Source organism: Streptomyces toxytricini, assembly GCF_014649915.1.
Lineage (GTDB): Bacteria > Actinomycetota > Actinomycetes > Streptomycetales > Streptomycetaceae > Streptomyces > Streptomyces toxytricini.
Genome location: NZ_BMTY01000016.1, coordinates 73915 through 93196 on the forward strand (window position 1 = coordinate 73915; position 19282 = coordinate 93196).

At 76.0% G+C, this 19282-nt stretch carries 11 protein-coding genes; 3 read left to right on the forward strand and 8 right to left on the reverse strand.

What is annotated here, in order from left to right:
* Positions 1 to 2: 2 nt before the first annotated feature.
* Entirely contained in the window at positions 3 to 527 is a 525-nt protein-coding gene (locus IE170_RS20975; protein ID WP_189810970.1) for a methylated-DNA--[protein]-cysteine S-methyltransferase, read from the forward strand.
* Between the two features lie 24 nt (positions 528 to 551).
* Here the strand turns inward: IE170_RS20975 and IE170_RS20980 are convergent, their stop codons facing one another.
* From IE170_RS20980 to IE170_RS20990, 3 genes are read right to left on the reverse strand one after another with little or no spacing between them, the layout of a single operon-like run.
* Complete coding sequence (locus tag IE170_RS20980) at positions 552 to 1064, reverse strand: YcxB family protein (protein WP_189810971.1); 513 nt, start codon at positions 1062 to 1064, stop codon at positions 552 to 554.
* Positions 1065 to 1095: 31 nt separating this feature from the next.
* A complete protein-coding gene (locus IE170_RS20985) occupies positions 1096 to 1524 on the reverse strand; it encodes a hypothetical protein (protein ID WP_189810972.1) in 429 nt (142 codons plus the stop codon).
* A 49-nt stretch (positions 1525 to 1573) separates the two neighbouring features.
* Entirely contained in the window at positions 1574 to 2074 is a 501-nt protein-coding gene (locus IE170_RS20990; protein WP_189810973.1) for an NUDIX domain-containing protein, read from the reverse strand.
* A gap of 210 nt (positions 2075 to 2284) precedes the next feature.
* Between IE170_RS20990 and IE170_RS20995 the strand changes: the two genes are divergently transcribed.
* Both IE170_RS20995 and IE170_RS21000 read left to right on the forward strand, forming a co-directional pair.
* The gene (locus tag IE170_RS20995; RefSeq protein ID WP_189810974.1) at positions 2285 to 3439 is read left to right on the forward strand and encodes a glycerate kinase; all 1155 of its coding nucleotides are present in this window, start codon (positions 2285 to 2287) and stop codon (positions 3437 to 3439) included.
* A 2040-nt stretch (positions 3440 to 5479) separates the two neighbouring features.
* The gene (locus tag IE170_RS21000; RefSeq protein WP_189810975.1) at positions 5480 to 8284 is read left to right on the forward strand and encodes a SpoIIE family protein phosphatase; all 2805 of its coding nucleotides are present in this window, start codon (positions 5480 to 5482) and stop codon (positions 8282 to 8284) included.
* A 102-nt stretch (positions 8285 to 8386) separates the two neighbouring features.
* Here the strand turns inward: IE170_RS21000 and IE170_RS21005 are convergent, their stop codons facing one another.
* The 5 genes from IE170_RS21005 to IE170_RS21025 form a co-directional block, all read right to left on the reverse strand.
* Positions 8387 to 10456: a SpoIIE family protein phosphatase gene (locus tag IE170_RS21005; RefSeq protein WP_189810976.1), complete on the reverse strand. Its 2070-nt coding sequence runs from the start codon at positions 10454 to 10456 to the stop codon at positions 8387 to 8389.
* Between the two features lie 57 nt (positions 10457 to 10513).
* On the reverse strand, positions 10514 to 13996 hold the full coding sequence (locus tag IE170_RS21010) for a patatin-like protein (protein ID WP_189810977.1): 3483 nt from the start codon (positions 13994 to 13996) through the stop codon (positions 10514 to 10516).
* A 750-nt stretch (positions 13997 to 14746) separates the two neighbouring features.
* Positions 14747 to 15154 (reverse strand): VOC family protein, encoded by a 408-nt coding sequence (locus IE170_RS21015; RefSeq protein WP_189810978.1) that lies wholly within the window; start codon positions 15152 to 15154, stop codon positions 14747 to 14749.
* A 64-nt stretch (positions 15155 to 15218) separates the two neighbouring features.
* Positions 15219 to 17201 (reverse strand): DNA helicase RecQ, encoded by a 1983-nt coding sequence (recQ, locus tag IE170_RS21020; protein WP_189810979.1) that lies wholly within the window; start codon positions 17199 to 17201, stop codon positions 15219 to 15221.
* Positions 17202 to 17272: 71 nt separating this feature from the next.
* Positions 17273 to 18667: an MFS transporter gene (locus IE170_RS21025; RefSeq protein ID WP_189810980.1), complete on the reverse strand. Its 1395-nt coding sequence runs from the start codon at positions 18665 to 18667 to the stop codon at positions 17273 to 17275.
* Between the last annotated feature and the right edge of the window lie 615 nt (positions 18668 to 19282).

The following is a 19282-nucleotide window of genomic DNA, read 5'->3' on the forward strand; positions in this document are numbered from 1 at the left end:
CCATGACGCACACCAAGCAGCACACCGTCGTCGACAGCCCCTACGGGCCGCTCACGCTGGTCGCCTCGGACGGCGTCCTGTGCGGGCTCTACATGGTCGGGCAGCGGCACCGGCCCGCCGAGGAGGCCTTCGGCGCGCGGGTCTCCGCCGAAGAGGAGCCCTTCCCGGAGGTCGTCCGGCAGCTGGCCGCGTACTTCGCCGGGGAACTGACCCGCTTCGACCTGCCGATGCGCATGGAAGGCACCGAGTTCCAGCGCAGCGTGTGGGCCCAGCTCGTACAGATCCCGTACGGGCAGACCTGGTCGTACGGAGAACTCGCGGCCCGGCTCGGCAAGCCGAACGCGTCCCGGGCCGTCGGCCTCGCCAACGGGAAGAACCCGATCGGCATCATCGTCCCCTGCCACCGCGTGATCGGCGCCTCGGGCGGCATGACGGGCTACGGCGGCGGCCTGGAGCGCAAGGTCCGGCTGCTGGAGCACGAGTCCGGCAAGGCCGTCGCCGTCACATCCGCGGAGGCCCTCTTCTGACCCGGGGGCGGAGCGAGGGGCCGGCTAGCCGCGGCCGATGCGCTCGTCGAGCACGGCGCCCAGCAGCTCCGCTTCGCCCGGCCCGGTGAGCACGCGCTTCGGCACGGCGAGGAGCCCCTGCTTCAGGCCGTGCCGCAGCAGGAGCACGAACATCTCGTCCGTCTCGCGGAAACCGGTGACCGCGCTCCACGGCATCCGCTGGACCTCCTCTGCCCCGTGGCATGCGACACCGTCCCCGTCCAGCACGCACCGCCCCTCCCCCTTGCCCCGCGCCACCCGGTACGCCTGTGCGGTGATCAGCGGGGGCACGGCCACGGCCAGAATGACGAGAACGGCGGCGGCGGCCGGCATCAACGGGCTCGGCGGGATCCCGAGGTACAGGAAGGCCGCGTGGGACACGGCGGTCAGGACCACGGTGGCGGCGGCGAGCCGCCGCCCGCCCCGGTAGGGGGCGGCCGCCTTGACGGCTTTGTGGAACTCCTCGCGCGTGAGCTCGTAGGCCTGGGTGGCGAAGGAGACTTCGCGTATGTCGTGCACGGGCAGAGGGTATTCCCTCCCCCGCCCGCCGCTAGACGACGGCCAGCGGTACCAGCAGGGCGAAGGCGGCGCCGGCCTCCACGGCGTAGCCGAAGAGGGACGGATGCTGGACGGGGGCGGCCAGCAGGACGACGCTCTGCCGGGCGGAGGCCGCCTCCACCCAGTCGGCGTCCGCCCCCAGGTTGCCCTGGTACCAGCCCTCGCAGGGGCCGGGCCCGGAAACGGCGAGCAGGTCGTCCTCGCGGCGGTAGAAGGCCTGCCAGCCCTCGGCGGGGGCCGACCACCCCTCGAAGTCGCTGAAGAAGGCCCAGCCGCCCTCGCGTATCGCGGTGTCGAACAGCCACACCGGGGTGCCGTCGGCGGTGACCTCGCCGCTCTCCTGGCGGTCGGTGGTGAAGTGGACCATGGGCAGCGCGTCCGGCCCGTCGGCCGTGCTCGGCCAGGCGTACATGGTGATCATCGCTCGATTGTGTCCTGCCGCGTGTAAGCGCCGCGTCACCGACCCCGTGTCAGGAGGCGGCCGGGCGGCGGCCGTTCTCCAGCTCCACCGCTCCCTCGCCCGACTCCAGCACCCGGCACGCCTCCAGGGCCCGCCGGCCGAGCGGCCCCAGCAGGTGGTCGGGGAGCTCCGCGGGGGCGACGAGGCGCCAGGACAGCAGCTCCTCCTCCTGCAGCCGGATCGACGCGAGGTCGTCGGCGTCGAGGACGCCGCCGTCGAAGAGGTACGCGACCAGCGGCGGCCGGCCGGGGCCCACCGTCCAGTCCACGGCCAGCAGCCGGCCGAGCGGCCGGTCGAGCCCGATCTCCTCGGCGCTCTCGCGCCGGGCCGCGGCCCGCGGGGACTCCCCCGCGTCGGACTCGATCGTCCCGCCGGGCAGCGCCCATCCCTCCCGGTAGTTCGGCTCGACGACCAGGACGCGGCCCTCCGCATCCCGGTACAGCGCGGCGGCGCCCGCCAGGACGCGGGGCAGGCTCGCGATGTACGTGGCGTAGTCATCCGTTGTGGTCACGCGGCCACCCTACCGACCGGGGGTGCCGTGGGGGGCGGGCTCCGGGGGACGAGGGATCCAGGGGGTGAGGCGGCAGGTTTTGCCTCACTTCGCCCACTTTTGAGCGCACTCGGGGACTGGTGTGGCCCAGGCCACGCATGGGCTTTAGAGGATCCTCCGGATAGGCTCGGGGGTGGCGCGACTGCACTGTTCGAAAGCAAGGGATGGCAAGTGACGGACGGAGCAGTATCTGAGGCCGCGCGCGTGCTGATCGCCGCGGACAAGTTCAAGGGCTCGCTCACGGCCGTTCAGGTCGCCGAGCGGGTGACGGCCGGCCTTCGCAGGGCCGTACCGGACGTGGAGGTCGAGACCCTCCCCGTCGCGGACGGCGGCGACGGGACGGTCGCGGCCGCCGTGGCGGCCGGTTTCGAACGCCGGGAGGTACGGGTCACCGGGCCGCTCGGCGAACCGGTCACGGCCTCGTTCGCCCTGCGCGACGGGACGGCGGTGGTCGAGATGGCGGAGGCCTCCGGCCTGCAGCTGCTCCCGGCGGGCGTCTTCGCCCCGCTGACCGCGACCACGTACGGCTCGGGCGAGGTCCTCAAGGCCGCCTTGGACGCCGGGGCGCGCACGATCGTCTTCGGTGTGGGCGGCAGCGCCACCACCGACGGCGGCGCGGGCATGCTCGCCGCGCTGGGAGCGGTGTTCCTGGACGCGGACGGCCGACCGGTCGGCCCGGGCGGCGGGGCCCTCGCCGAGCTCGCCTCGGCCGACCTGTCGGGCATCGACCCGCGCTTCGCGGACGTCGACTTCGTCCTGGCGAGCGACGTGGACAACCCGCTGACGGGCCCCAAGGGCTGCGCGGCGGTGTACGGGCCGCAGAAGGGCGCCACGCCCGAGGACGTGGAGGCGCTCGACGCGGCGCTCGCCCACTACGCGCGCGTGCTGGAGCGGGCGATCGGCCCGAAGGCCGCCGAGCTCGCGGCCTCACCGGGCGCGGGAGGCGCGGGCGGCATCGGCTACGGCGCGCTGCTGCTCGGCGCGAGCTTCCGACCCGGCATCGAGCTGATGCTGGACGTACTCGGCTTCGCCCCCGCCCTGGAGCGGGCGACGCTGGTCATCACCGGCGAAGGCTCACTGGACGAGCAGACCCTGCACGGCAAGGCCCCCGCGGGCGTCGCCGCGGCGGCACGGGCGGCGGGCAAGGAGGTCGTCGCGGTGTGCGGCCGGCTCCGGCTGGACCAGTCGGCACTCCGCGCAGCCGGCATCCGCCGGGCGTACCCGCTCACGGAACTCGAACCCGACCCGGCAACCTGCATCGCCAACGCGGGCCCCCTGCTGGAACAGGTGGCGGCGAACATCGCGGCGGAGGTACTGAGCGCCTGACCGGCGCGGCTACGCCCCTGCGCCCTGCGCCCCGGCGGGGCGGGGGCGGGGCGGCCCGGTTGAGGTCGGGCGGGGCCGGGTGCGGTCGGCGGGGCCGGAGTGCGCGGCCGGGCCGGGGAGGGCGGTGGTTCCGCCGACCTGGGGTGAAGGGCGGCGGGGGCTTCCCGCCAGTCCAGTGTCCTTCCGGGGCGGGCCAGCCTGTCAAGGGCGCTCCTCCTTCGTCGTCGCGTCGCTTCGCGATGGCCTACGGCCACCCTTGACAGGCCGTCCCGCCCCGGAAAGACAGAGACTGCCGGGAAGCCCCCGAGGAACGGGAGGGGGGACGAGACACGTTAGGGGCACAGCCGTACTTTCGGGCCCGGCCCCCCGCGCTTCAGATCGCTACACGCCCCCGGTGAGGCGGGCGGCTGCGGGCCGCCGGTTCCTCCCGGCGCCCCAGACCACTACACGCCCCCGCCTGACGGGCGGCTGCGGCCCGCCGGTTCCCCCGGGCGCCCCAGACCACTACACGCCCCCGCCTGACGGGCGGCTGCGGCCCGCCGGTTCCCCCGGGCGCCCCAGACCACTACACGCCCCCGCCTGACGGGCGGCTGCGGCCCGCCGGTTCCTCCCGGCGCCCCAGACCACTACACGCCCCCGGTGAGGCAGGCGGCTGCGGGCCCTTGTCGCTGCCGGGCGCCGCGAGGCCGCTAAACGCCCCCGCGTGGCAGGCGACTGCGGGCCGTTGTTGCTGCCGGGGGCGCCGCAGATCACCGACAGCCTCCGCCAGGCGGGCGTCTGTGGACCGTCGCGCCCGCCCCGCGCCCCTTCGCCGTGGGGGACGGCACGCAGGCGCCTGCGGACTGCCGCCGTTCGCGGCCCCGTCTTCCTGTCTTGTCGCCTGACGCCGACATACGCACATCCCCTGCATGCAGGCGCGGCGAGGAACCCGCTGCGGCCCTCAACCGCACCAACGCACGTTGCGTCGAGCTGAGACGTCACGAAATGACGTCCATGACATCGTTCGGTGCACCCTTCGGCTATCAGCGCCCCACTTCGGCGCGCGGACGGCCGCCAGATGCGGGCAAGCGCAGCCACGCAGCGATCTGGGGCGCCGGAGGGACCTGCGGGCACAGACGCCCACCTCACCCGGCGGCAGGTAGCGATCTGAGGCGTCCGGAGCGACCAGCGGCCGCAGACGCCCGCCCACCCGCGGCGTGCAGCGATCTGGGGCGACGGGACGGACCGACGGGCCGCAAGCCGCCAACCACAAGGAACCGCATAGCGATCTCCGGCGCCCGGAGGCACCGGCGGCCCGCAGCCGCCCTCAACGAGGGGGGTGCGTAGCGATCCGGGGCGCCCGGACGGACAGGCGGGCCGGAAGCCGCCCACCCCACAGGGGCGTGTAGCGATCCGGGGCGCCCGGCAGAACCGACAGGCCGCAGCCGCCCACCCCACAGGAGCGTGTAGCGATCTGCGGCGCGGGCGTCGGGCCAAAGGGCTTGCCTCGGCCGGAAGGGATCTCGTCCCCCCTCCCGTTCCCCCGGGGGCTTCCCGGCAGTCTTTCGGCATTCCGGGGTGGGGTGGCCTGTCAAGGGTGGCCGAAGGCCATCGCGCAGCGACGCGACGACGAAGGAGGAGCGCCCTTGACGGGCCGCCCCGCCCCGGAAGGACGATGGGACTGACGGGAAGCCCCCACCACCGAGCCCAACTCACCCCCGACCCACCGAAGCCAACCCCCTCCCCACCCCCGGGGCTCGTCCACATCCCGCCCCGCCGAATCCACGCCCCCTCGGCGCCGCCCGGCCTCTCCCCACCGCCCCGCCGCCCCGTCCCCACACCACCGCCGCCCCCACACCACCGCCGCCCCAACCCCACCGCCGCCCCAACCCCACCGCCGTCCCCCACCCGGAGCACCGTCCCCACTTCCGCCTCGCCGCCTCCCACCCCCTCCCCCGGCCCGCACCCCCGCCGCCGCGCCCCGCGTCTCCCGCCTCCGATGCGCGCCCCCGCCCGGCCCTGGCCACGCGCGGATCCAAGTGTCAGTGTTAGAAATGGCTCATGGCGGGACGATTTGGTCGATCCAGGGGATCGCCGCCCCGGCAGCCGACCGGGCAGGGCCCGGGGCTGGCTTCGCGCTTCGCCCGGGGGGCGCACAGTGTCGCCGGCCAGGTCTTCGCGCTGCAGGCGGTGATCGTGCTGCTGCTGATCGCCGCCGCCGCGGTCGCCCTGCTGCTCCAGGCCCGCTACGACAGTGAGCGGGACGCCCGCAACCGGTCTCTGGCCGCCGCCGCGGCCTTCGCGCAGGCGCCGGGGCTGCCCGCCGCGCTGGCGTCGCCGGATCCGACGGCCGTGCTGCAGCCGCTCGCGGAGGCCGCACGGAAGGCGTCCGGGGTGGACTTCGTGGCGGTGATGACCCCCGACGGCGTCCGCTACACCGACTCGCGGCCCGAGCTGATCGGCGAGCGCGCTTCCGGGGACCTGTCGCGCGCCACCGGCGGCGAGGGGTTCACGGAGATGTTCCGCGGGGAGCCCAGCGACGCGGTGCGCGCCGTGGTGCCCGTACGCAACGCGGAGGGGCAGGTCATCGGGCTGGTCTCCACCGGCATAGAGGTCGGCAACGTCTCCGAGACCGTGGAGGGCCAGCTGCCGCTGCTGCTGGGCGCGGCGGCGGGGGCCCTGCTGCTCGGTACGGGTGGCGCCGCACTGGTCAGCCGGCGGCTGCGGCGCCAGACGCGGGGTCTGGGGGCGGCGGAGATGGCGCGGATGAACGAGCACCACGAGGCGGTGCTGCACGCGGTCCGCGAGGGCGTCCTGATCATCAGCGCGGACCACCGGCTGCTGCTGGCCAACGACGAGGCGCGGCGGCTGCTGGACCTCCCGGCGGACGCGGAGCAGCGGCACGTCTCGGAGCTGGGGCTGGATCAGAGCACGGCGGCGCTGCTGCTGTCGGGGCGGATCGCGACGGACGAGGTGCACCTGGCGGGCGACCGGCTGCTGGCGGTGAACGTGCGGCCGACGAAGCCGTACCGGGGGCATCCGTCGGGCAGTGTGATGACGCTGCGCGATTCGACGGAGCTGGCGGCGCTGTCGGGGCGTGCGGAGGTGGCCCGGGAGCGGCTGCAGATGCTGTACGAGGCGGGGGTGCGGATCGGGACGACGCTGGACGTGGCGCGGACGGCGGAGGAGCTGACGGAGGTGGCCGTCCCGCGGTTCGCGGACTTCGTGACGGTGGAGCTGCTGGAGCCGGTGCTGCGCGGGGAGGATCCGGCGCTCGCGTCGGGGGTGCACACGCAGATGCGGCGTACGGCGATGAGCGGGGTGCGCAGCGACCAGCCGCTGCAGCCGGTCGGCGACATGATCCGGTTCGAGGTGCCGACGGCGCCGATGGCGGCGGCGCTGGATGCGGGCCGGGCGGTGCTGGCGGCGGATCTGCATGCGGCGATGGGGTGGCGGGCGCAGGACGAGTCGGGGACGCGGGAGGCGTTGGACTACGGGCTGCATTCGTTGATCTCGGTGCCGTTGCAGGCGCGCGGTGTGGTGCTGGGGATGGCGAACTTCTGGCGGGCGGACACGCCGGAGGCGTTCGACGAGGAGGACCTGTCGTTCGCGGAGGAGCTGGGGGCGCGGGCGGCGGTGTCCATCGACAACGCCCGCCGCTACACGCGGGAGCATGCGACGGCGGTGACGCTGCAGCAGAGCCTGCTGCCGCGGGTGCTGCCGGAGCAGAACGCGGTGGAGGCGGCGTTCCGGTACCTGCCGGCGAAGGCGGGGGTGGGCGGGGACTGGTTCGACGTGATCCCGCTGGCGGGGGCGCGGGTGGCGCTGATCGTGGGGGACGTGGTGGGGCACGGGGTGCATGCGGCGGCGACGATGGGGCGGCTGCGGACGGCCGTGCACAACTTCTCGACGCTGGACATGGCGCCGGACGAGCTGCTGGGCCATCTGGACGAGCTGATCGACCGGATCGACCAGAACGAGTCGGGTGCGGCGGGGTCGGGCTACGGCGGTGACGGGTCGGCGGAGTCGGCGGGGATCACGGGGGCGACGTGCCTGTACGCGGTGTACGACCCGGTGTCGGGGCGGTGCACGATGGCGAGTGCCGGGCATCCGGGGCCGGCGCTGGTGTGGCCGGACGGGCGGGTGGAGTTCCCGGAGGTGCCGGTCGGGCTGCCGCTCGGGGTGGGCGGGATGCCGTTCGAGGCGGTGGAGCTGCGGCTGCCGGAGGCGAGCCGGCTGGCGCTGTTCACGGACGGGCTGCTGGAGGACCGGGACCGTGACTTCGACACGGGTCTGGCGATGCTGGGCGAGGTGCTGGGGCGGCCGGGCCGGCGGACGCCGGACGAGGAGTGCGCGGACGTGCTGGCGGCGCTGCTGTTCCCGTCGCCGAGTGACGACATCGCGCTGCTGATCGCGGACACGCGGCGGCTGGAGGCGGACCGGATCGCCGAGTGGGAGGTGCCGCCGGATCCGGCGGCGGTGTCGCGGGTGCGGGGGGCGAGTGCGGCGAAGCTGGCCGAGTGGGGGCTGGACGAGGTGGCTTTCACGGCGGAGCTGATCCTGAGCGAGCTGGTCACGAACGCGATCCGGTACGGCAACACGCCGATCCGGGTGCGGATGCTGCGCGACCGCAGCCTGATCTGCGAGGTGTCCGACGCGAGCAGCACCTCGCCGCACCTGCGGTACGCGGCGACGACCGACGAGGGCGGCCGCGGGCTGTTCCTGGTGGCGCAGTACGCGGACCGGTGGGGGACGCGGTACACGGAGCGCGGGAAGGTGATCTGGGCGGAGCTGCCGCTGACAGCGGCGGCCGAACCGCCGGGTCCGGCGCCGGACCTGGACGCGCTGGAGGACCTGGCCTGGTGAGGGCCCGCCGGGGGCGGGCCTCGCGCCGGGCGGACGGGCGGGGGCGGCGGCGCGGCTGACGCTGCTCCGTGCGCGGCGGCGCGGCTGACGCTGCCGTGCCGGTCAGGCGGGGGGCGGCGGGCCGGTCGTCGTACGGGTGAGGAGGAGGGCGACGTCGTCCTCGGGGGCGGCCGGCAGCAGGTGGGCGAGGATCGTGTCGCACAGTCGGTCCAGGGGCCCCTGCGGGCTGCGCAGGGCCCAGCCGAGTTGGGCCATGCCCTGGTCGAGGTCGCGGTCGCGGGCTTCGATGAGCCCGTCGGTGTACAGGACGAGGAGGCTTCCGGGGGGCAGGGCGATGCGCTCGGTGCGGAATTCGCGGTTGCCGGTGCCGAGGGGGGTGCCGGGCGGGCCGTCGAGGAAGGTGACCCGGCCGTCGGCGGTGGCGACGGCGGGCGGGGGGTGGCCGGCGCGGGCGATGGTGCAGCCGCCGGACACGGGGTCGTGGACGGCGTACACGCAGGTGGCCATCTCGTCGGCGCCCAGGTCGGCGACGACGGCGTCGAGGGAGCGCAGCAGCCGGTCGGGGGGCACGCCGTGGCGGGCGAGGGTCCGCACGGCGGTGCGGAGCTGGCCCATGACGGCGGCGGCGTGGACGCCGTGGCCCATGACGTCTCCGATGACGAGGCCGGTGCAGCCGCCGGGGAGGCGGATGGCGTCGTACCAGTCGCCGCCGACGTCGTGCTCGCTGGCGGGCAGGTAGCGGCCGGTCAGTTCGAGGCCGGTGACGTCGGGCAGGGTGCTGTTGGTGAGGCTGCGCTGGAGGGTGAGGGCGGCGCGCCGCTGGTTGGTGTACATGCGGGCGTTGTCGATGTTGAGGGCGGCGCGGGCGACGACCTCGTCGATGAGGACGCAGTCCTGTTCGTCGAAGGGTTCGCGGGTGGCGAGCCGGGTGACGGTGACGGCGCCGAGGACGGTGCCGCGGGCGACGAGCGGGATGAGGCGGGCGGAGCCGAGGCCGGCGAGGTAGGTGCGCAGGGCGTCGGCGCGCGGGTCGGGGATGAGGGCGGGGACGTCGGAGCGGTAGAGGTTCATGGGCCGGCCGTCGGCGATGACCTGCTCGTACACGGTCCCGGCGGGGATCTTGAAGGTCTGGCCGGGGTGGAGCCTGCTGGTGGGGGCTTCGGGGTCGGGGAAGACGGCGGCGAGGCGGCGCAGGACGCCGCGGTGGGTGCCGGCGCCGTCCTCGTCGAGGGCGGTTTCGAGGAGCTGGACGTCGGCGGAGTCGGCGAGGCGCGGGACGAGGACCTGGGCGATCTCCTCGGCCGTCTGCCGCAGGTCGAGGGTGGTGCCGATGCGTGTGCCGGCCTCGGCGAGGACGGCGAAGCGGCGGCGGGCCCGTTCGGCGTCGAGTTGGGCCTGCTGGCTGTCGGTGATGTCGATCAGGGAGGCGATGACGCCGAGGGCGCGGCCGGATCCGTCGAGGAGGGGGGCGTAGGAGCAGGACCAGGTCCGGTCGTGGTCGGGGTCGGCGGGGGTGCGGCCGGTGCGGCGGACGTCGACGACGGCGGTGCCGCTTTCGAGGACCTGCTGCATGGTCGCCTCGAGGGCGGCGGCGTTGACCCCGGGGACGACCTCGGTGAGGCGCCTGCCGAGGTGGTCGGCCGGGCTGACGCCGTTCATCCGGGCGAGGGCGTCGTTGACGCGCAGGAACCGCAGGTCGGGGCCGAGGGTGGCCAGCCCGATGGGCGACTGTGTGAACAGGCTCTGGAGGGCGGCGAGGGAGTCCCGCATGCGCAGGACCTCGCTGGTCTCCACCGCGATGAGGAGGGCGCCGGTGCGGCCCTGCCGGTCGACGGCGGGCACGATCCACATCTCCATGGTGACGCGGTGTCCGTCGCGGTGGCGGACGGGGAGCGTGCCGACGACGGTCTCGCCGGCCTGGACGCGCCGGGTGAGCTGGCGGGCGAGCTCGTGGTTGGTGTCGGGGACGAGGACGTCGGCGCCGGACCGGCCGAGGATGTCTTCGGGGCGGTGCCCGAGCAGGTCCTGGGCGGCGAGCGACCATTCCGCGATGCGGCCGTCGGCGTCCTCGCGCCACAGGGCGATCGGCAGGAGCTCGCGGAGCACGCCCGCGTATCCGACCGCCGCGGTGGGCCGGTCCGGGCCCCCGCTCGCCGACTGCTTCGTGTCCACCCTCACCGACCTCACCCCGGAGGGTCCGATTCGTAACGAAATCACCCTATCCGAGGCTCAGGCCCGAGGCCCTGTGTCGCGGGCCGTACGGGCTCGGTCGCGCGGGTACAGCCACGGCAGCGCGAAGGTGGCCCACAGCAGCACCGCGTACAGGACGAGCAGGCCCCACCAGCCGCCGAGCGGGCCCCGGCCGAACTGCACCAGGGCGGCCGCCGCTCCCCCGGCCAGCGCCGCCGGCGGCAGCAGCGGCCACCGGCCGGTCCCGGGGGCGAGGAGGGCAGCCGCGGCCAGGGCCGAGCAGGCCCCGACGAGCACGGTCCGCTCCGCAGGCCCGAGCCAGGGCGTGTGCACGCCGTGCAGGAGCCCGAGGGCGACCGGCGGGCCGAGGGCCGCCGCGAGCGGCAGCCCGAGGCGGGCGGCCTTCGGCAGGCTCCGCGGCAGCACCTGCCGCAGACCGCAGGCCAGGGCAAGGGCCGCGTACAGGCAGACCGGGACGTGCGGGAGCAGCGAACCCCACCGGCCTGTCGCGAGGGCGGTGGCCGTCCACAGCAGCGCGGCGGCGGCCAGGGTGTTCCACGGCGCGAGCACCCCGCTCAGCGGCGGCATCCACACGAGCGGCTTCAGCAGGCCGAGCACCGCCTGCGGAAGGCGGCTCGGGCCGCGCCCGGCAGGCTGTACCGCCGGCCAGGCCAGCAACCCGGCGCGCAGGGCGGCCCGGCGGGGGCCGCGGAAGTGCAGCAGCCCGCCGACGGTCTCGGATCCGGTCTCGGCGAAGGCCTTCAGGGCCTCGTCGAGTTGCCCGGGGTCGAGGGGCGGCGGGTCGGGCAGGGTGTCGGGGGGCCGGTTGCCGTCGCCGAGGGCGAGGAGGAGCGGGAGCTCCTCGGCGAGGATCTCGCGCTGCCGCAGCTCGGTCAGCACGTCCCGCGCCCGCTGCCAGGGACCCACCGCGGCCGCGTCCGGCGGGCGGGCGGCGAGGTCGGCGGTCCAGGCGTCGGTGAACCGCCCGCCCAGGCCGGTCGCCTCGGCGAGGAGGCGGCCGAGGCGTGGCAGGTCGGCGGGATCGGCGGTGGGGGCGGAGGGGGCAGGCGCGTCGCCATCGGAGGCGGCTGCACCGTCCGTGCCGGCGGCGGCCTCGGCAGCGGCCGCCTCGGCGAAACACCGCTTGAGGCGTTCGTCGGTGGCGACGGCGGACACCAGGGAGGCGGCTCCGTCGAGGCGGCCCCAGGTCCAGTCGCTCATCCGCCAGCGGACGCTGAGGAACGCCGCGAAGTTGTTCAGCTGGTTGCCGCTGAGCTTGGCCCGTACGACGTCCTTCGCCTGCGGCGCCTCGCCCAGGCCGGCCAGGACCCGGCGGGTCGCCCAGCTGGTGTCGGCGGCCGAGACGGCGCGGAAGGAGATGCCGGTCGCCTCGGCCAGCGGGTCCGGGCGCAGCGGCCCCAGCAGCACCTCCGCGAAGGCCAGGGCGTCGGCCATGTCGGGGAACGGGGCCGTGGCGGCCTCCCGTAGCGCCTCGTAGCCGTCGAGGCCCGGGGGCGCGGCCTGCCCGATCCGGCGGGCGAGGTGGGCCAGGAGGGGCCACAGCGGGTTGTCGGCGGGGCCTGCGGATTCGGTCTCGCCGGTGAACGGGGCGGGCGGTGCGGCGGCGGTGACGTGCCGGGCCAGGTCGACCGCCCAGGCCTCCCACTTGGCCGGAGCCGCCTCGGGCGGCGGCGCATCCGCCAGGAGCCCTTCGAGGCTCTGGGCGGCGCTCCGGTACGGCGCGGCGGCGTCGGCGGGAGGCTCCCCGCCCGCCAGGGCCTCGCGGTAGGCGGCGAGCAGCAGCCGGTCTCGGGCCGCGATCACCGTGGCGACGGCGAAGCGGGCGGCGTAGAGCCGGCGGCGCAGCTCCCGGACCGTGTCGGAGTCGGCGCGCGGGTCGGCGTCCTCCCAGGCCCGCACCCAGTCCAGGAGGAGGCGGACGGTGCGGGCCAGCGGCAGCGGCGAGTGGCCGGGTCCGGGCAGGGCGGCGGTCCCGTCGGACAGGACGAGCCGGGCGGCGGCCACGGGCTCGCGCAGCCGGGTGAACAGCTCGGCGGCGCCGCTGCCGTGCGCGTCAAGCGGTTCCAGCGGGTCCGGCCCGGCGGGCAGCGGCAGGGCGTCCGGGCCGGTCACCTCGGCCGGGTCGGCAAGGAGCCGGATCAGCCGCGCGGCCTCGGCGGCGCCGACGGTGCGGCGGTAGCGGCCCAGCCGGGCGAAGGCCGTCTCGCCGAGCGTGTCGAGGTTCGGGGGCAGAACGCCGCCGGCGCAGTGCCGGTACCGGGCCGCGGCTTCGGCGGCATCCAGTTCGAGGGCGTCGTCGCGGAGGGACTCGGCGCCGGCCTTCACCGCGAAGGAGCCGGCGGCCGCGCGGACGAGGCGCGTGGCCCCGCGCCGGGCCGCCGGACCGGCGGCGGGAGCAGGCGGGAACGGCGGGACGGGCTGCAGGAACAGCAGCCAGCGCTCGGCGGGGCGGACGGCGGGGGCCGCGGCGATGGCCCGTACGGCCCAGGCGACGGGGATGTTGTCCAGCACTCCGCCGTCGACGAGTTCGACGCAGCCGTCGAGGTCCGGGTCTGGGTGGCCCGTCTCGCTGCTGACGCCTCGCATGTCGACGGCGTAGGGGGGCGTGGAGGCCAGCAGGGAGCCGTGGCCTACGTACACCCGGGCCGGCTCGAACGCGCCGGGGAACGACGACGATGCGCGGGCCGCATACGCCAGCCGGGTGAGGGCTGCGTCCCGGGCGGGCTTGGAGTCGACCGGGAAGTCGGTCAGGGCGGCGCGGTGCCGGAACCGGAAATAGGCCTGCGAGCGGCCGACGAGCAGCGGCGCGCCGAGCGTGGGCCGCACCCGGTCCGGGCGGGGCCGCAACCGGGTCGCGGTGAGGATCAGCCGCAGCGACGGCGGCGGCCTCCAGCCGGGCGGCGCCTCGTCCACGAGCCGGCCGAGGGCGGTGCACAGCTCCTGGTGGAAGACGGCGTCCCCTTGGAGCAGGGAGTCCGGGACGAGGAACGGCCGCGAGCGCCGCAGCAACCCCTCGAGGTCCCCCACCTTCAGCCACAGGTCGCGCACACCCCGGCCGAACGGCATGCCGTAGACGAGATGGCAGGCCATGAGGACCCCGTTGAGCCCGCCGGCGCTGGTCCCGGCGAGAACGTCGACGTCGACGTGGCGATACCCGCAGGCCTCCAGCATCCCCCGATAGACCGCCTGGCCACCGGCCACGGGCGGGTCCCCTGTTCCGGGGCCGCCGGGGCCGACGTCGGGGCGGGGCGGCCCGCCCGAGGCACCGGACTCGTCGCCCGGGTGCGAAGCACCGCCCGCGGACCGGTCCCCGGCCTCCGCGCCGCCCGCCCGGGCGGGTGCAGCGTTCGGGCTCTGCGGGCGTCGCCCGGGAGCCGCCGCCCGCAGGGCCGCGGTCTCACAGCACGCTCCGCCCATCCACACGGCGAGGCTGACGCCTCCGCGCATCGCCAGGGCGAGGCGCAGCTCCGAGACGGGCACGCCTCGGGGATCGTCGCTCATGCCCCCAGCTTGGCCCGGGATCACACGCCCCGCACCCGGACGCCCGGGACGCCCCGCGCGGGTGCCGCGCGGCGGTGGAAGCCGCCTCGCGGCAGGTCAGTTGGCGGGCGCACGCCCGCCGCGGCACCCGTCGGGCGGTCCTTGGCGGCGGCGACGGGTGCGGCACGCGGACCGGAGGTGCCCGTGACGCGAGACGGCCGCGCGAGGGGGCCCGGTGCCCGTATGCGGGGCGATCGACGTGCGAGCAGCCCGAACAGCCGGGCTGTGACGGCGGTGGCCGTCTCCCGCGCAGCGCCGGGCGGCCGGGCCGACACATGCACTCCCCGCACCGGGCCGGGCGTCCGTGCACCCCCGTCCCGGGCACGCCGAGAGCACGCACCGGCCGTGCATACGACCCCGACACGGCCTCGCCCAGACCACGCGGCAGTGGCAGGCCTCCCCGCCGGCGCTCCGGGTACCTCACCCGGCCCCTGGCCGAAACACACGGGGCCCGCAGCTGCGCACGGCGCCGCGGCCTTCCGCCCCCTCCGGGCCGATAGCGAAACGGCACCCCGGCAGCGTCGAGTAATGGTGGGGGAAAGGGGATTGAGTCCCCATCAGGAGCCCGGGGCAACCGCCCCACAGGCACGGGGGACCCGAAGCCGGCGGTGTGCCCGCCGCCCGCGCCTGACCCGCTTCACCGGGCCGGCGGGCCCGCCACGGCTGCGGTGCGGCCGCGGAGTTGCGGCCCGGCCGCCGGTGCGGGTCCGTTCACTCCCCCGTGCCGCCGGGCCGGTGCAGCTGGATGAGGTCCCAGCGGTTGCCGTACAGGTCCCGGAAGACGGCGACCGTGCCGTACGGCTCCTGCCGGGGTGCCTCCTCGAACTCGACCCCGGCCGCCCGCATCCGCTCGTGGTCGCGGTCGAATGCGTCGGTGTTCAGGAACCAGCCGACCCGGCCGCCGGTCTGGTCTCCGATGCGGGCTTCCTGCTCGGCGGTCGCGGCCCTGGCCAGGAGCACGGCCGTCTCCCGTGCGCCCGGTGGGGCGACCACCACCCACCGCTTGTCCTCGTCGATCCGGGTGTCCTCCCGGAGCTCGAACCCGAGGGCGTCACGGTAGAAGGCGATCGCCTCGCCGTAGTCCCGCACCACGAGGGTCAGCAGTCCGAGATGGCTCATGCGGCGGTCCTGCCCGCGCGGTGTGCCGACGCGCCGTTCCGGCCCGGCCCCGGGGCCGGGGCGGTCACTCCCAGTCGTCCCACGGCGGGTCGTTTTCCTCCGGGTCGAAGGGGGGTTCCTCGTCCAGCGGGGGCTCGTCGGCGTGGGGCGGGCGCGCGGTCGGCGCCGGGGGCGAGGGCTCCGCGGCTGCCGGGGCGGTCGTGGACAGGGTGGCCAGGATGCCTTCCGCGTACTTGGCCAGCTTGGCCTCGCCCACGCCGCCCACCGTGCCCAGTTCCGCCGTGGTCGTCGGGAGGCGGGTGGCGATCTCCCGCAGCGTCGCGTCGTGGAAGACGACGTACGCCGGGACGCCCTGCTCGCGGGCGGTGGCGGCGCGCCAGGCCCGGAGGGCTTCGAAGACGGGGACCGCGGCCGCCGGGAGGTCGACCGGTACGCGGGCGCCCTTGCCGCCGCGGCTTCCGGATTCCTTGCGGGTCTGGCCGCCGGTCGGCGCCTTTTCCTTGCGCAGGAGGACGGTGCGGCGGCCGCCGAGGACTTCACCGCTGGCCTCGGTCAGGACGAGCGTCCCGTACTCGCCCTCGACGGCGAGCAGCCCGAGGGCCAGCAGCTGGCGGACGACGCCGCGCCATTCGGCCGTGCCGAGGTCCGCGCCGACGCCGAAGACGGACAGCTGGTCGTGGTCGAACTGGATGACCTTGGCGGTCTTCTTGCCCTGGAGGATGTCGATGATCTGGCCGGCGCCGAACTTCTGCCGCCGCTCGCGGGCGAGCCGCCACACCGTGGACAGGAGTTTCTGCGCGGCGACCGTGCCGTCCCAGGACTCGGCGGGGGTCAGGCAGGTGTCGCAGTTGCCGCAGGGGCCGGACTCCTGGCCGAAGTAGGCGAGCAGTCGGACCCGGCGGCAGTCGACGGTCTCGCACAGGGCGAGCATGGCGTCGAGGTGTGCGGTCAACGAGCGGCGGTGTGCGTCGCTGCCCTCGGATCCCTCGATCATCTTGCGCTGCTGGACGACGTCCTGGAGACCGTACGCGAGCCAGGCGGTGGCGGGTTCGCCGTCGCGGCCGGCGCGGCCGGTCTCCTGGTAGTAGCCCTCCAGCGACTTGGGCAGGTCGAGGTGGGCGACGAAGCGCACGTCGGGCTTGTCGATGCCCATGCCGAAGGCGATCGTCGCGACGACGACGACGCCCTCCTCGCGCAGGAACCGGGACTGGTTGGCGGCGCGGGTCGCGGCGTCCATGCCGGCGTGGTAGGCGACGGCGTCGATGCCGTGCTCCACGAGGAACGCCGCGGTCTTCTCCACGGAGGACCGCGACAGGCAGTAGACGACGCCGGCATCCCCCTCGTGCTCGGTGCGGATCAGGTCCAGGAGCTGCTTGAGCGGGTTGTTCTTCCCGGCGATCCGGTACTGGATGTTGGGCCGGTCGAAGCTCGCGACGAAGTGCCGGGCGTCCTCCAGGCCGAGCCGCCCGGCGATCTCGGCGTGCGTCGCCGGGGTGGCCGTGGCGGTCAGGGCGATCCGCGGGACGTCGGGCCAGCGCTCGTGCAGCATGGACAGCGCGAGGTAGTCGGGGCGGAAGTCGTGGCCCCACTGGGCGACGCAGTGCGCCTCGTCGATGGCGAAGAGGGAGACCTCGCCCTGGTCGAGGAGGCGCTGCGTGCCCTCGGTGCGGAGCCGCTCGGGGGCGAGGTAGAGGAGGTCGAGCTCGCCGGCGAGGAAGAGCTGCTCGACGGTGCGCCGCTCGTCGATGCCCTGGGTGGAGTTGAGGAAGCCGGCCCGGACGCCGAGCGCGGTCAGTGCGTCGACCTGGTCCTGCATGAGGGCGATCAGCGGGGAGACCACCACGCCGGTGCCGCGCCGGACCAGGGCCGGGATCTGGTAGCAGAGCGACTTGCCGCCGCCGGTGGGCATCAGCACGAGGGCGTCGCCGCCGCCTGCGACGTGCTCGATGATCTGCTGCTGCTCGCCGCGGAAGGAGTCGTACCCGAAGACGCGGTGGAGCACCTCCAGGGCGGCGCTGGTCTCGGGGGTCGCGTCCGTAAGGGTCATGACGGGCAGCCTACCGACCCGCGGGGACACCGTGCCGCAGCCTGTGGAAAACCCCGGTCGGCGGAGCCCGGTCAGTGGCCGTGGCGGGGGGCGAGGAGGCGGTGCAGGCGGCCCGCCCCGGCGGCCGCCGTCGCCGTCGACGCCGGTGCGGGCGCGGGCTCGGGCCGCGGGCTGGGGCGGTCGGCCTCGCGGGCGGCGGCCGCGGCCGGCTCGGTGGCCGGCTCCGGGGACGGGCACCACAGTGCGGCGGCGGCCAGCGCGGAGCCGGCGGCGAGCACCCCGAGGGCGGCGGCGGCCGCGGTCAGGCCGGCGGTGGCGCCGACCCAGCCGGCCAGCGGGTACGTCAGCAGCCAGCAGGCGTGGGAGAGGGAGAACTGTGCGGCGAAGGCCTCGGTGCGCCGCCCGGCCGGAACCGCCCGGCGCACCAGGCGGCCCGCGGGGGTGAGCACCGCCGACCCGGCGGCGCCGAGCGCCGCCCACGCGGCGAGCAGCGCGGGCCAGCGCCAGGGTCCGGGCGCGGCGGCGGTCAGGGCGCCGGCCGCGGCGAGGGCGGCGGCGAGGGCGGCGGCGCCGCGCAGCATCACGGTGCGGTCGGGGACGCGGTCGAGGAGGCGGGGCAGCGCGAGGGCGACGGCCATGGAGCCGGCCCCGTAGGCGCCGAGCGCGAGGGCGACGTCGCCCGTACCGCGCCCCAGCAGGTCGCGGACGTAGACGACCGTGTTGACGGTGACGAGGGAGCCGGCGGCGGCCACGGCCAGGTTCAGCAGCAGCAGGGCGCGCAGCGGCGGGGCGGCGAGGAGGAGGCGTACGCCGGCGGCGGCGCGGGCGTGCGCGTGCCCGGCGTGCCGACCGGCCTCCGGCCCGGCTGCGGCGGTGCCGGTGCCGGTGCCGGCCGCCGGGCGCGGTACGACGGCGGAGAGGACGAGTACGGCGGAGGCGAGGAAGCCGGCGGCGGTGCCGAGGAAGAGGCGGTCGTACGTCGTGACGGCGAGGAGGGCGGCCGCGAGGGCGGGGCTGAACAGGCTTTCCAGGTCGTAGGCGAGGCGGGAGAGGGAGAGGGCGCGGGTGTAGTCGCGCTCGTCGGGCAGGACGTCGGGTATCACCGCCTGGAACGTGGGGGTGAACGCGGCGGAGGCCGCCTGGAGCAGGAAGACCAGCAGGTAGACCTGCCAGACGCGGTCGACGAACGGCAGGGAGAGCGCGACGGCGGCGCGGGCGAGGTCTGAGCCGGCCATGAGGGCGCGGCGCGGCAGCCGGTGCGCGAGGGCGCCGACGGCGGGCGCGACGGCGACGTACGCCACCATCTTGATCGCCAGTGCGGTGCCGAGGACGGATCCGGCGCGGGGACCGGCGAGGTCGTACGCGAGGAGCCCGAGGGCGACGGTGGCCAGGCCGGTGCCGGTGAGGGCGACGACCTGGGCGGCGAACAGGTGCCGGTAGGTGCGGTTGCGCAGGACCGGGAGCATGCTGGGGCCTTCCGCTCGTCGGTGCGGACTCTCCCACCACGGTAGCGTCATGTGCGCAGGTGCGCACATGACGACCTGGTTCGGATGGAGCCGCCCGCGCGTTCCGCCCACCCCGCGCGCCCGCGCCGAGCGCCGGGGGCCGGGCCGCGGGCCGGCCGAGGGGGATCGGATCCGGGGGCCGGCCCCCGGCCCGGCTGCCGGGGAATCAGCGGCACGGGCCGGGGTGCCATGAGCCGGGCGGGCCTGTCCGGCGGATCAGGGTCGGAGGGCCGCGGTGTCTGGTGCGGTGCACCGGAAGGCGCCGGAGGCCGCGACACCGGAGCTGTCGAGGCACTTCGGCCACGCGAGGTGCCGCGCCGACGCCACGGACCCGGCCGTGACCCGCCGCACAGGCCCCACTGGGCTGTGCGGCGCGGACGGGGCGCCGCGGAGGGCGTCCGGAGCGGGGTGTGCACAGGCGTCGTGCAATCGGTTGCAACGAGCCTCGCGAGCCGGGCGCGGCGGGTCCGGGCGCCGAGCCGGGCATCGCCCAACGTCACGCCCCGGGCCGCGGACCGGGCGCCGCCGGCCGGGCGTCGCGAGCCGGGCGCGGCGGGTCCCGCTCGCCGAGCCGGG